Annotated in this window: 9 protein-coding genes and 1 pseudogene; 4 read left to right on the top strand and 6 right to left on the bottom strand. The window is 72.8% G+C overall.

Features of this window, described 5'->3' with window-relative positions; all coding sequences use genetic code 11:
* The first annotated feature begins 34 nt into the window (after window positions 1–34).
* A pseudogene (locus tag AB0761_RS10980) lies at window positions 35–297 on the top strand (GlsB/YeaQ/YmgE family stress response membrane protein).
* A gap of 57 nt (window positions 298–354) precedes the next feature.
* Here AB0761_RS10980 and AB0761_RS10975 read toward each other — a convergent pair.
* The 4 genes from AB0761_RS10975 to AB0761_RS10960 all read right to left on the bottom strand — a co-directional run bounded on the left by AB0761_RS10975 (window position 355) and on the right by AB0761_RS10960 (window position 4993).
* A complete protein-coding gene (locus AB0761_RS10975) occupies window positions 355–900 on the bottom strand; it encodes an RNA 2'-phosphotransferase (RefSeq protein ID WP_377268794.1) in 546 nt (181 codons plus the stop codon).
* Between the two features lie 39 nt (window positions 901–939).
* Window positions 940–2346: a metallopeptidase TldD-related protein gene (locus AB0761_RS10970; protein ID WP_377268793.1), complete on the bottom strand. Its 1407-nt coding sequence runs from the start codon at window positions 2344–2346 to the stop codon at window positions 940–942.
* Entirely contained in the window at window positions 2346–3893 is a 1548-nt protein-coding gene (locus AB0761_RS10965) for a TldD/PmbA family protein (RefSeq protein WP_377268792.1), read from the bottom strand. The genes AB0761_RS10970 and AB0761_RS10965 overlap by 1 nt, the downstream gene beginning before the upstream one ends.
* 239 nt (window positions 3894–4132) lie before the next feature.
* Window positions 4133–4993, bottom strand: a complete 861-nt coding sequence (locus AB0761_RS10960) for an NAD(+)/NADH kinase (RefSeq protein WP_377268791.1) — start codon at window positions 4991–4993, stop codon at window positions 4133–4135.
* Window positions 4994–5095: 102 nt separating this feature from the next.
* On the opposite strand from AB0761_RS10960, the gene AB0761_RS10955 reads away from it, so the two are divergent.
* Complete coding sequence (locus tag AB0761_RS10955; protein ID WP_377268790.1) at window positions 5096–5632, top strand: GNAT family N-acetyltransferase; 537 nt, start codon at window positions 5096–5098, stop codon at window positions 5630–5632.
* Between the two features lie 51 nt (window positions 5633–5683).
* Here the strand turns inward: AB0761_RS10955 and AB0761_RS10950 are convergent, their stop codons facing one another.
* Window positions 5684–6010, bottom strand: a complete 327-nt coding sequence (locus AB0761_RS10950; RefSeq protein ID WP_377268789.1) for a DUF3040 domain-containing protein — start codon at window positions 6008–6010, stop codon at window positions 5684–5686.
* A 227-nt stretch (window positions 6011–6237) separates the two neighbouring features.
* Here AB0761_RS10950 and AB0761_RS10945 point away from each other — a divergent pair, with 227 nt between their 5' ends.
* Together AB0761_RS10945 and AB0761_RS10940 are read left to right on the top strand one after the other, a co-directional pair.
* The gene (locus AB0761_RS10945) at window positions 6238–7716 is read left to right on the top strand and encodes a carboxylesterase/lipase family protein (protein WP_377268788.1); all 1479 of its coding nucleotides are present in this window, start codon (window positions 6238–6240) and stop codon (window positions 7714–7716) included.
* A gap of 530 nt (window positions 7717–8246) precedes the next feature.
* On the top strand, window positions 8247–11291 hold the full coding sequence (locus AB0761_RS10940) for a carbohydrate binding domain-containing protein (RefSeq protein ID WP_377268787.1): 3045 nt from the start codon (window positions 8247–8249) through the stop codon (window positions 11289–11291).
* Between the two features lie 74 nt (window positions 11292–11365).
* Here the strand turns inward: AB0761_RS10940 and AB0761_RS10935 are convergent, their stop codons facing one another.
* Window positions 11366–12712 carry a PP2C family protein-serine/threonine phosphatase gene (locus tag AB0761_RS10935; RefSeq protein WP_377268786.1) on the bottom strand — a complete coding sequence of 449 codons (1347 nt, stop codon included), beginning with the start codon at window positions 12710–12712 and terminating at the stop codon, window positions 11366–11368.
* Window positions 12713–12886 lie beyond the last annotated feature (174 nt).

Here is a 12886-nt window from a genome sequence, read left to right as displayed (position 1 = left end):
CCGGACCGGGTGAGGAGCGGGAGAGGGAGAGACCATGTCGTTCGTATGGGCCATCATCGCCGGCCTGATCATCGGGCTGCTCGCCAACTGGTGCTGCCCGGCCGGCAGCCGATCCCGCTCTGGCTGACCATCATCCTCGGCGTCATCGGCGGACTGGTGGGCAACGGCCTGGCCAGCGCATTCGGTGTGCGGGACACCTCGGGCATCGACTGGATCCGCCACATCCTGCAGATCGGTGTGGCAGCGGTGCTGATCGGCCTGGTCACCCCGATGTGGGCGAGCAGACGCCGCGGCTGACCGACGGCGGTGCGAAGGGGTCCGGACGGCGCAGGCCGCCGGGCCCCTTCGCCGTTGTCAGCCGGTGGAGAGGAACTGCGGCGGCACCGTGTCCGCCAGCCAGACCCCGTTGGCGCTCACCCGGAAGAGATGACCGGCCGCCGCCATCCCCGCCGCGTCCACGGCCAGCACCACCGGCCGTCCATGGCGGGCGCCGACCCGCACCGCCGTCTCCCGGTCGACGGAGAGATGGACATGCTGCCGGGACATCGGCCGCAGCCCCTCGCGCAGCACGGCGGCCAGGCTGCGGGAGGCGGTGCCGTGGTAGAGCAGCGGCGGTGGCTCGGCCGGGGCCAGCCCGAGGTCCACGGCGACCGAGTGGCCCTGGCTGGCCCGGATCCGCAGGCCGTCGTCGGAGTAGGCGAACCGCTTCTTGTTGTTGGTGGCCACCACATGGTCCAGCTGGTCCCTGGAGATCCGCCGCCCCTTCCGGGCGAGTGCCGCCAGCAGTTCCTCGACCCCCACCCACCCGGCGTCGTCCAGGCTGATCCCGGCGGCCGCCGGGTCGTGGCGCAGTACCAGGCTGAGGTACTTGGAGACCCTCACCGTCTCCCGCTCTTCCATGTGGTGTCCCCCCTCGGGTGTCTCCCCGGTCGGCCCGGCCTACGAGGCCTGGCTGACCGAGCTCATATTGAAGTCCGCGACGCGTACCGGCGGCATCGCGGCCCGGGTGAACCAGTCGCCCCACTCGCGGGGCAGGCATCGCTCGGTGCGGCCCACCTCGGTGATCCGGCCCAGCAGGTCGACCGGCGACTCGTTGAAGCGGAAGTTGTTCACCGCGCCCACCACCTCGCCGCCCTCCACCAGGTAGACGCCGTCCCGGGTGAGACCGGTGAGCAGCAGCGTCGCCGGGTCGACCTCGCGGATGTACCACAGGCAGGTGAGCAGCAGCCCGCGCTCGGTGCGGGCCACCATCTCCTCCAGGGTGGGCGAGGAGCCCTGGTCGGCGGACTCCAGCACCAGGTTGTCCACCGCCGGGGAGAGCGGAAGGCCGGTCAGCCCCGCGGAGTGACGGGTCGTCAGCAGATTGGTCAGCCGTCCGTCGCGGATCCAGTCGGTCGCGGCCAGCGGCTGCCCGTTGTCGAATGTCGACTGGTCGCCGCCGGAGGAGTGCGCGATGACGAAAGACGCCGCCCCCAGGCCGCTCTCCGCGGGGTCGGAGCGCAGCGTCAGCGGCAGCGGGGTCAGCTGCTCGCCCAGCCGGGTGCCGCCGCCGGGCCGGCTGAAGACGGTGCGGCCCTCGGCGGCGTCCCGGCCCCCCATCGACCAGCTGAGGTAGACCATCAGGTCGGCGACCGCGGACGGCGGCAGCAGGGTCTCGTAGCGCCCGGCGGGCAGGTCGATCCGCCGCTTGCCCCACTCCAGGCGCCGCGCGACCTCCTCCTGGAGGGCGGCGGCGTCCACGTCGCGGAAGTCCCGGGTGGCGGCTCCGGCCCAGGCGGAGGCGGCCAGGTCGGAGGTCTTGGCGTTGAACTCCACGGTGCCGGTGGGCTGGTCGTGGCGCAGCCGCAGCCCGGTGGAGGTGCCCAGATAGGTGGAGGTCAGCTCGTGCCTGGCGAAGCCGTAGAGCAGCCGGCCGCCGTCCCGGGAGCGGGCGAAGGCCTCGCCGAGGGCCGGTGCGAAGTCGGCGAAGACGCCGATGTCGGTCTCGGCGGGGGCCGCGGTGAAGGCCGCGTCGACGCGGCCCCCGGCGACCAGCGGCTGGGCGTCCTCCGCGGGGCCGGCGTCGCGCGCGGCGGCCTCGGCCGCCCGTACCAGCGACTCCAGCTCGGCGGCGGTGACGGCCTCCCGGGAGACCACCCCGGAGGCGGTGCCCTCGGCGCCGTCCACGGTTGCGATCACCGTGAGGGTGCGGCTGCGGGCGACCCCGTTGGTGGTGAGGGCGTTGCCGGCCCAGCGCAGGTTGGCCGAGGACTCCTCGTCGGCGATCACGATGCAGCCGTCGGCGCGGGAGAGCTCCAGCGCCCGCTCGACGATCTCGTGCGGCGTGGTGCCGTGGGTGGACTGCATCAGCGACCCGCCTCCTGCTGGGTGTTGAGCACATTGACCTTGCGGAAGAGCGCCGACGGGCAGCCGTGGCTGACCGCGGCGGTCTGGCCGGGCTGGGCCTTGCCGCAGTTGAAGGCGCCCCCGAGGACATAGGTCTGCGGGCCGCCGACGGCCTCCATGGAGCCCCAGAAGTCGGTGGTGGTCGCCTGGTAGGCGACGTCCTTGAGCTGCCCGGCCAGCCGGCCGTTCCTGATCCGGTAGAAGCGCTGCCCGGTGAACTGGAAGTTGTAGCGCTGCATGTCGATCGACCAGGAACGGTCGCCGACGATGTAGACGCCGTCCTCCACCCCCGCGATCAGGCCCTCGGTGTCCGGGCCGTCCGCGGCGGGCTGCAGCGACACATTGGCCATCCGCTGCACCGGGACATGTGAGGGGGAGTCGGCGTAGGCGCAGCCGTTGGAGCGGCCCAGGCCCTTGAGCCGGGCGATGCGCCGGTCGAGCTGGTAGCCGACCAGCACCCCGTCCTTCACCAGGTCCCAGGACTGGGTCTGCACCCCCTCGTCGTCCCAGCCCACGGTGGCCAGGCCGTGCTCGGCGGTGCGGTCGCCGGTGACATGCATGATCTCGGAGCCGTATCGCAGACTGCCCAGCTTGTCGAAGGTGGCGAAGGAGGTGCCCGCGTACGCGGCCTCGTAGCCCAGTGCCCGGTCCAGCTCGGTGGCGTGGCCGATCGACTCATGGATGGTCAGCCAGAGGTTGGACGGGTCGATCACCAGGTCGTAGCGGCCCGCCTGGACGCTCGGCGCCCGCATCTTCTCCGCCAGCAGCTCGGGGATCTCGGCCAGTTCGCGGTCCCAGTCCCAGCCGGTGCCGCGCAGATACTCCCAGCCGCGGCCGGCGGGCGGTGCGATGGAGCGCATGGAGTCGAAGGCGCCGGTGCGCTCGTCCACCGACACGGCCTCCAGCACCGGGTGCAGCCGGATGCGCTGCTGGGTGGTGACGGTGCCCGCGGTGTCCGCGTAGAACTTGTTCTCCTGGACGGTCAGCAGCGAGGCGTCCACATGGGAGACCCCGTCGGCGTCCAGCAGCCGCCGGCTCCAGTCGGCGAGCAGAGCGGTCTTCTCCGCGTCCGGCACCTCGAACGGGTTGACCTCGTAGGAGGAGGTCCACACCGCGTCCCGGTAGACCGGCTCCTCGGCCAGCTCCACCAGGTCGTTGCCGCCCGCCGCCGTGCTCACCTGCGCCGACAGCCGGGCCACCGCCACCGCCTGCTCCGCCACCCGGGCCGCCGCCTCCGGAGTCAGGTCCACCCCCGCCGCGAAGCCCCACGCGCCGCCCAGCACCACCCGGACGGCGAAGCCCAGCTGCACACCGTCGGACGAGCCCGCGGGGCGGGCGTCGCGCAGCCGCCAGGAGGCGCTGCGGATCCGTTCCAGGCGGAAGTCGGCGTGGCTCGCGCCCAGTTCTCCGGCCCGTGCCAGGGCCGCGTCCGCGAGAGTGCGCAGCGGAAGGGAGAGGAACAGCGGGTCGACGGCCCCGGTGCGGGCCGTGGTGGGTGTCTCCGGCATTGCACTCCTGTCGGGTTCGGGTGCCGCCGCCGCAGGACCCCGGTGCTCCCGGTGCGACGGCGTGCGGGCGCTCGCACAGGGACGCCCGATCGCATCATGTCGTGTCGCCCCGTTTGCTGCCAGCGGGTTTCCCCCAGCCGGCCGCCGTCCTCCGGCAACTGCGGATCCCGGCAGGGCGGTTGGGGTGCTGACGGCCTCGGCCGGTGGGCGAGGGGGGCGCTCCCGGCGGCCGGGGCGGGTCAGTAGATCTCGGGGGAGCCGGTGATCCGCAGCTTGCGCTGGGCGCGCTGGTAGAAGGTGGTCCGGCCGAGGCGCACCACCATGGCCGCCGCCGGCAGCATGTCGATGTCGAACCGGTCGCCGGGGCCGGCATGGCCCACGACCCGTCCGTCCGCCTCCACCGCCAGCCGCCCGCTGCGGGGGAGCACCTCCAGGGCCAGCTTCTCCCCGCCCGAGAGGAAGAGCGCCCGGTTGAACGCCGAGTGCGGTGCGACCGGAGTCACCAGCAGGCCCTCGGCGTTGGGGGAGACGATCGGACCCCCGGCCGAGAAGCTGTAGGCCGTGGAGCCGGTGGGTGTGGCCACCACCACGGCATCGGCGGCGTAGCTGACGAAGTGGTGCCCGTCGACCCGTACGCTCACCAGCGCCGACCGGTCGCCCGGGACACGCACCAGCGCGATGTCGTTGAACGCCAGCTCGCTGCAGCCGTCGACCTCGGCCCGCACCCCGGAGCGCGGCTCCACGGTGAACCGGCGGGCGTCGATGGCCGAGAGTGCGTCCGGCACCTCGGGGATGTCCACCTCGGCGAGGAAGCCCAGCCGGCCGACATTGACTCCCAGCACCGGGGCCCGGCCGCCGGCCGCCAGCCGCATCGCCCGGAGCATGGTGCCGTCACCGCCGAGGCTGACGATCAGGTCGGCCTGCCGGGCGAGCACCTCGGGCTCCACGGGGACGGCCTCGCAGTCGACCCGGGCCGCCTCCTCCGGTACCGCCAGGACCTGGCCGCCGTGGGCACGCGTCCAGTCCAGGATTCTGGTGAGTGTCGTCCCGCACTCCCGCTCGGGGTGCAGCACCAGTCCCACAGCGCTCAGTAGTCCCATGGCCGGCTCCTCACGATCGGCGCACACTCCCAGTGACGCACACTCCCGACCGGGCGGACAAGCGGGTGGCCGCGGGGGCGGGCCGCCGACATCATGGTGCGTATGGTCGGCGAACCGGCGTTCTCCCGTGCCGGCACCGAGCACTCGGCCGAGGTGCTCGCGGTGCTCGACGAGGCGGCCGAGTGGCTGCGGGGCCGCGGCATCGCCCAGTGGCCCGCGCGCTTCGAGGCGCGGTGGATCGAAGAGGCCCTGCGCCGCGGAGAGACCTGGCTGGTGCGGCTGGACGGCCGGCTCGCCGCCACCGTCACCCTGGACTGGGCGGACCCGCTGTGGGGAGACGACCCCGCCCCCGCCGGCTATCTGCACCGGATGGCGGTCCGCCGGCACGCCGCCGGCCTGGACCTGGGCCACCGCATGATCGACTGGGCGGCGCAGGCGGTCCTCGGCCGGGGCCGCCGGCAGCTGCGGCTGGACTGCGTCAGCGCCAACCGCCCGCTGCGCGCCTGGTACGAGGCGGCGGGGTTCGTCCACCGCGGCGACGCGACGGTCGGCGGCGCCCCCGGCCAGCGTCTGCAGGACGGCGCGGTCACCGTGGTCAGCCGCTATGAGCTGGCGCTCGGGGACGCCTCTCCCCGCTGACGGACCCCCGCTGCCCTGCTGCTGCCCCGCCCGCCGGTCCGCGGCCTGTGGTCAGCCTTCCTCCCGCCGTCGGCGGCGCCAGGTCGCCACCAGCACGGACACCACCGTCAGCTCGGCGAAAGCGACGCCCACCCCGCCGCCGACGATCAGCATCCGGTCGTGTGCGGCCGAACCCACGGAGACCAGCACCATGCCCGCCAGGAACACCACCCCGGCCGCCACCACCGCGGTGCCCACCCACAGGTCCCGCAGGGCCGCCCGCAGCCGGCTGCGCCGGTCCCCGAAGCCGGTGAGCAGCCGGTCGAGTACGGGGTCCCGCTGGCTCAGATGCTGTTCGATGTCGGCGAGCACTCGCCGGTCGTGCATGGAGAGACCCATGGGCCACCTCCCCGCGTCGGCGGACTGGTACAGCCCCCTCCCGCCCCCTCCTCAATCCTCCCACCGTCCGCCGGGACCGCATCCGCGGGCGGTCAGGCCGTGCCCCGGCGACGCGGCGGCCGCAGCCGAACCGGGTGCGGTGGCCGATGTGTGCGGTGCACCGCTGACGGGCCGTCATGGAGAAATCGGCTGGCCGCGGGGGAGGCCGTCAGGTGAGACTGGCGACCGTGAGTGAGATCGTGGGGACGGCCGGGGGCCGGGTGCGGGGGCTGCGGGCCGCCGAGGGTGTGCGGGCCTACCTGGGGATTCCCTTCGCCGCCCCGCCGTTCGGCGCCGGCCGCTTCGAGGAGCCCCGGCCGGCGGCGGGCTGGAGCGGGGTCCGGGAGTGCACGGAGTTCGGCCCGGTGGCGCCGCAGTCGGCCGAGCTGCCGGGGATGCGGCCCTGGGCACCCGGCGACGAGGATGTGCTGACCCTCAATGTCTGGGCCCCGGAGGGCGGCGGCCCCCGGCCGGTGCTGATGTGGATCCACGGCGGGGCGTACGCATTCGGGTCGTCCTCGCAGCCCGACTACGACGGCACGGTCCTGGCCCGCGCCGGGCTGGTCGTGGTCGGCTGCAACTACCGGCTGGGATTCGAGGGGTTCGGCCGTGTCCCCGGCCGGCCTGACAACCGGGGGCTGCTCGACCAGGTCGCCGCGCTGCAGTGGATCAGGGAGAACATCGCGGCCTTCGGCGGCGACCCGGGCAATGTCACCGTCGCCGGGCAGTCCGCGGGCGCGGGCTCCGCGGTCTGCCTGACGGCCGTGGACCGGGCGCGCGGCCTCTTCCGGCGGGTGATCGCCCACAGCGTCCCCGACGACTACAGCCCGGTGGCTTCCGCCGCGGCGATCACCGCACGGGTGGCGGCGGCCGCCGGTGTGGCACCGACCGCGGAGGGGCTGGGCTCCGCCCCGCCCGAGGCGCTGCTGCGGGCCTCCGACACGGTGGCCCGCGACTGGGGCGCCGACCCGGCCTCCGGTGCGCTGCGGCACAACACGGCGCTCTACGGGCCCGTGGTGGACGGCGCCGTACTGCCCGCGGCGCCGCTGTCGCGGCCTGCGGACCCCGGGATCGACCTGCTGGTCTGCCACACCACCGAGGAGTGGTGGCTGATGCGGGAGACGGGCCAGGCCCTGCCGGTGCACACGGTGGCGGAACTGGACCGGGCCGCACAGGAGCTCGGGCTGCCGGCCGGTCTCGCCGCGGGCTACCGGCGGCTGATGCCGGATGCGGACCCGGCCGAGGTCTACACCGCGCTGATGGGGGACGCGGTCTTCAGCGAGCACAGCCGCCGGGTGGCGGAGCACCATGCGGGCGGCGGCGGCCGGACCTATCTGGCCTGCTTCGACCGGCGGCGCAGCACCCCGGGAGGCGGCCGGACGCGGGCCTGGCACTGTGCGGACGTCCCGTTCGCCCTGGGCACGCTGGACCGGCCGGAGACGGCCTTCCTGCTCGGCGGACTGCCCGACGATGCGGACCGGGCGCTCTCCCGCCGGATGGTCCGGGCCTGGGCCGGCTTCGCGGCGACCGGTGACCCGGGGTGGCCCCGGCTCGCGCCGGGGGTTGCCGAACCGGTGCGGACCTGGGCCGTTCCGGAGGACGGCGCGGCCCCCGCCGACACGCCGTTGCGTGCGCTGTGGCGGGACGCCTCTCCGGCCACGGGCTGACCCGCGGGGGCGCGGACCGGCCGGTGGTGTGTGCCGCGCGGGGCTGGGGAGGGCTCGCGCGGCGCCGTGCTGCGGCCGTAGGGGTGGCGGCTCGCGGAAGGACGATCCCGCTGTGCCGCGGCGTGTGTCAAGGCATACGGCAGCACTTCTGAAAGTTTCTGCAAGCCATTGCTGCGGAGCGCTCGGGCTGGGCCGGATCGCCGGGGGATGTGCGGCCGTCGGCCCCAACCCTGGTGCCTTACAAGCTCTTTACGCACTCGTCATGTACGGGCTAGCCTCGCTGAAAGGCTTGCAGCAAGTTTCAACGGCTGTCGGCCCGGCGGTCCGCGTACAGCGCCCGGGGAGCCCCGAGACCCACATCGGGAGGGCGCCGAGGAGCCGCAGCCTCCGTACGCCATGAGCCGCCCCACCCATCCCACCCGAGCCGATCCGGGCCCCCGTCCGGCCGTACCGCGCCGCCCCCGCGAACCGGGCGGGCGTGCGGCCCCGGCATGCCCCGAGCCCGGCGGCTCCCTTTCGAGGAGTCCCCCTTGAGACTGCGACAACGCCACCGCGGACGGACCGTGCCCACGGTCCTGGCCGCCGTCATCGCGCTGACCGCCGCACTGCTCTCGTCCGTCCAGCTGGGCGGTACCGCCGGCGCCGCCACGACTCCCGCGGCAGCGGCCGGCCCCAGCACCGCGACGGTCTTCTACTACACCAAGACCCGCAACTGGAGCAGCTACTACCTCCACTACGCGCCCGACGGCGGCAGCTGGACCACCGTCCCGGGCGTGGCGATGGAGGCCGCCTGCACGGACTGGGTGAAGAAGACCGTCGACCTGGGAAGTGCCACCGGACTCCAGGCGACCTTCAACAACGGCACCGGCACCTGGGACAACAACGGCGGCAACAACTACTCCCTGGGCACCGGCACCATCACCGTCAAGGACGGGGTGATCGCGCACAGCGACCCGTGCGGTGACGACTCCGGCACGGGTCCCTCGCCCACCCCCACTCCCACCGGGACGGCCGGCAGCGCCACGGTCTTCTACTCCACCGCCTCGGTCGGCTGGACCACGGTCAATCTGCACTGGGCCCCCAACGGCGGGGCCTGGACGACGGTGCCGGGCGTCGGGATGGACCCGGCCTGTACCGGCTGGGTGAAGAAGACCGTCGACCTGGGAAGTGCCACCGGACTCCAGGCGACCTTCAACAACGGCAACGGCACCTGGGACAACAACAACGGCGCAAACTACTCCCTGTCCGCGGGCGTCGACACCGTCAAGGACGGCAAGGCCACCAACGGCGCCCAGGACCCCTGCGCGGGCACCGTCGCGGACACCACCGCGCCGACCGTGCCCACCTCGGTCAAGGCGTCGGCGACCGACACCTCGATCGTGCTCACCTGGGAGCCGTCCACCGACGACACCGCGGTGACCGGCTACCAGGTCACCCGCACCGGAGGCACCAGGGGCAGCCTGGTGGTCAACACCGGGTCCACCGTCTACTCCGACGCAGGCCTGGAGGAGAACACCGCCTACAGCTACACGGTCAGGGCGCTGGACGCGGCCGGGAACGTCTCCGCCGCCTCCTCGGCCGCCACGGCGACCACCGGCTCCAGGCCCCCGGCGGCCCAGCCGGGCCAGATGATCGGCACCGACCCCCGCAAGGACCCGATCTACTTCGTGCTGACGGCCCGCTTCTACGACGGGGACAGCAGCAACAACCGCGGCGGCAACCAGGATGTGAAGTCGGGGAACGCCGCCAACAACGACCCCATGTTCCGCGGTGACTTCAAGGGCCTGGTCCAGAAGCTGGACTACATCAAGGGCCTCGGCTTCTCAGCGATCTGGATCACCCCCGTGGTGCTCAACCGGTCCGACTACGACTACCACGGCTACCACGGCTGGGACTTCTACCGGGTCGACCCCCGCCTGGAGTCCGCGGGCGCCTCGTACCAGGACCTGATCAACGCCGCGCACGCCAAGGGCATCAAGATCTACCAGGACGTGGTCTACAACCACAGCTCCCGCTGGGGCGCCAAGGGCCTCTTCGTCCCCACCGTCTACGGGGTGCGGGACTCCCAGTGGTCCTGGTACTACGACGAGAAGCAGCCCGGCTTCGAGTACGACGGCCTGACCGTGGAGCCCAAGAGCGGCAAGTCGTACTACAACGGCGACCTGTGGTCCACCGACGAACCCCCGGGCAACACCTGCCTCAACTGGGGCAAGCCCACCGGCCAGAAGAGCCCCGAGGGCTACACCATCTACAACTGCCAGTGGCCGAGCCCCACCTCGGGGATGTTCCCGGCGAAGTACTACCACCAGTGCTGGATCGGCAACTGGGAGGGCGAGGACTCCCGCTCCTGCTGGCTCGCCGACGACCTCGCCGACTTCAACACCGAGAACCCCGAGGTCCAGAACTACCTGATCGGCGCCTACAACAAGTACATCGACATGGGGGTCGACGGCTTCCGGATCGACACCGCCGTCCACATCCCCCGCGTCACCTGGAACCGCCGCTTCCTGCCGGCCATCCAGCAGCGCGTCACCCAGGACTGGGGGCCCGACAAGGCGCAGAACTTCTTTGTCTTCGGCGAGGTCGGCGCCTTCGTCAACGACAAGTGGAACCGCGGCTCGGTCAACCACTCCGCGCAGTTCTACACCTGGAAGGAGCGCAAGGAGTACAGCGCCGACGACGCCACCGCGGCCATCGAGCAGTACACCTACGAGGAGCAGCTGGGCACCGGCAACCAGCCCACCTCCACCAACGCCTTCCTGGACGGCAACAGCTACCACACCCCGGACCACTCCGAGTTCTCCGGCATGAACATCATCGACATGCGCATGCACATGAACTTCGGGGACGCGCACAACGCCTTCTACAACGGCAAGGACTCCGACGACTCCACCAATGACGCCACCTACAACGTGGTCTATGTGGACAGCCATGACTACGGACCCAACAAGTCCTCGGTCCGCTACACCGGAGGGCAGGACGCCTGGGCCGAGAACATGGCCCTGATGTGGACCTTCCGCGGCATCCCCACCCTCTACTACGGGTCGGAGATCCAGTTCCAGGCCGGGAAGACCATCGACTGCGGGCCCTCCTGCCCGCTGGCCACCACCGGACGCGCCTACTACGGCGACCATCTGGAGGGCACCGTCACCGCCTCCGACTTCTCCAAGGTCGACAGCGCCACCGGGGCGGTCGCCGACACCCTCGCCCAGCCCCTGGTGAAGCACCTCCAGCGGCTCAACCAGATCCGCCGCGCCATCCCGGCGCTGCAGATGGGCCAATACTCCACCGACGGAGTGAGCGGCGGCGGCATGGCCTTCAAGCGCCGCTACACCGACACCGCGAGCGGCGTCGACAGCTTCGCGCTGGTCGCCGTCACCGACGGTGCCACCTTCAGCGGCATCCCCAACGGCACCTACAAGGACGCCGTCACCGGGGATGTGCGGACCGTCACCGGCGGCACCCTCACGGTCGCCGCGCCCGGCAAGGGCGACATGCGCGTCTACGTCCTGGACCTCGGCGGCAGCAACGCGGCCCCGGGCAAGATCGGAACCGACGGCCCCTACCTCAAGTAGGCCCGTACCGCGCCCCGGCACAGCGCGCCCCCGTCGCGGCCACCCGGCCGCGACGGGGGCGCCGCGGGCCGGGGTCAGGGCGCCAGCCGCACCGCCAGCAGGGCCACATCGTCGTGGAAGACGCCGCCGCGGTGGGCCAGCAGCGCGTCGCAGAGCTCCGCCAGCGGGCGGCCCGCCATCGCCGTCGCGATCCGGGCCACCTCGCCCATGCCGCGGTCCAGGGAGTACCGGGGATGCTCGATCAGCCCGTCGGTGAAGAGCAGCAGGGTGCTGCCGACCGCGACGGTCTCCTGGTGGTCGGGGCGCGGCAGGCCCGGGTCCACCCCCAGGGGGATGCCCGGCTCGCCGCCGTACAGATAGCGGGCCCGTCCGCCGGGTTCGACCAGCAGCGGCGGCAGATGGCCGGCGCTGGCCCACCGCAGCTTCCAGCGCTCCTCGTCCTGCCGGTCGAGCCTGCCCACCAGCACGGTCGCCATCGGGCCGCCGTGCAGCCGGTGCAGCACCTCGTCGAGCCGGTGCAGGATCAGGCTGGGCGGCTCCCGCTCGTCGAAGGCGATCACCCGCAGCATGTTGCTGATCTGGCTCATCACGGTGGCCGCGTGCAGGTCGTGGCCCATCACATCGCCGATCATCAGGCAGGGCGCGCCGTCCGGCAGCCGGATCAGGTCGTACCAGTCGCCGCCCACCCGGGGGATCTCGGACGACGGCTGGTAGCGGGCCTCCAGCTGCAGCGGTCCCAGCTCGGGCAGGGCCGGCAGCAGCCGCCGCTGGAACTCCTCGGTGGCCTCCCGCAGCCGCCGGTAGAGGCGGGCGTTCTCGATGGCCACACCCGCCGCTCCGGCCAGCGCCGCCACCACCGACTCGTCCGCCGCGGTGAAGGGACTGCCGTCGTACTTGTCGGCCAGATAGAGATTGCCGTACACCGTGCCGCGCACCAGGACCGGCATGCCCAGCAGGGTCTGCATCATCGGGTGGCCGGGCGGGAAGCCGACGGTGCCCGGGTGGTCCGCCAGGCTGTCCACGCGCAGCGGCCGGGGATTGCGCACCAGCTCGCCCAGGATGCCCTCGCCGTGCGGGAGGCGGCCCAGTGCGGCGAACTTCTCGGCGTCCTCGCCGGACGGGATCAGCTCGGTGAAGGAGCCGTCCTCACCCAGCACGCCCAGCGCGGCATGGCGGGCGTCCACCAGGGTGCGCGCCGCATCGGCGATGGTGTGCAGCACCGCGGTGAGCTCCAGCTCGCCGCTGATCGACAGCACCGCGTCCAGCAGCCGCTGCATCCGGCCGTGGAGGTCGGCCACCTGGCGCAGACCCGCCTGGATCCGGTCCAGATCGGGGTCGCCCAGCCCGCCGGCCGGATATCCGCCGAACCTGCGGCGGCTGTCGGCCGAGCCGGGTCCGGGCGCCTCGTCTGATCTCGCCATGAGGTCTCCGTCCCGCCGGTCGGCGCGGCCCCGTGGACCGGTGGAGCCGTGCTCCGGCCAGGTCTTGTCAGTACGGCTGCCCCCCGCGGCGGCTCTCATGCACGGCTGCCGGACGGTCCGGACTGTGGGGAATCCACAGTTCAGCGGCGGTGGTGCTGTGGGAGGCGGATTCGC

The sequence above is a fragment of the Peterkaempfera podocarpi genome (genome assembly GCF_042466665.1).
In the GTDB taxonomy this organism is placed as follows: Bacteria; Actinomycetota; Actinomycetes; order Streptomycetales; family Streptomycetaceae; genus Peterkaempfera; species Peterkaempfera podocarpi.
Note: the sequence above shows the minus strand (reverse complement) of the source record. Positions and strands in the feature narration are given on the sequence as shown.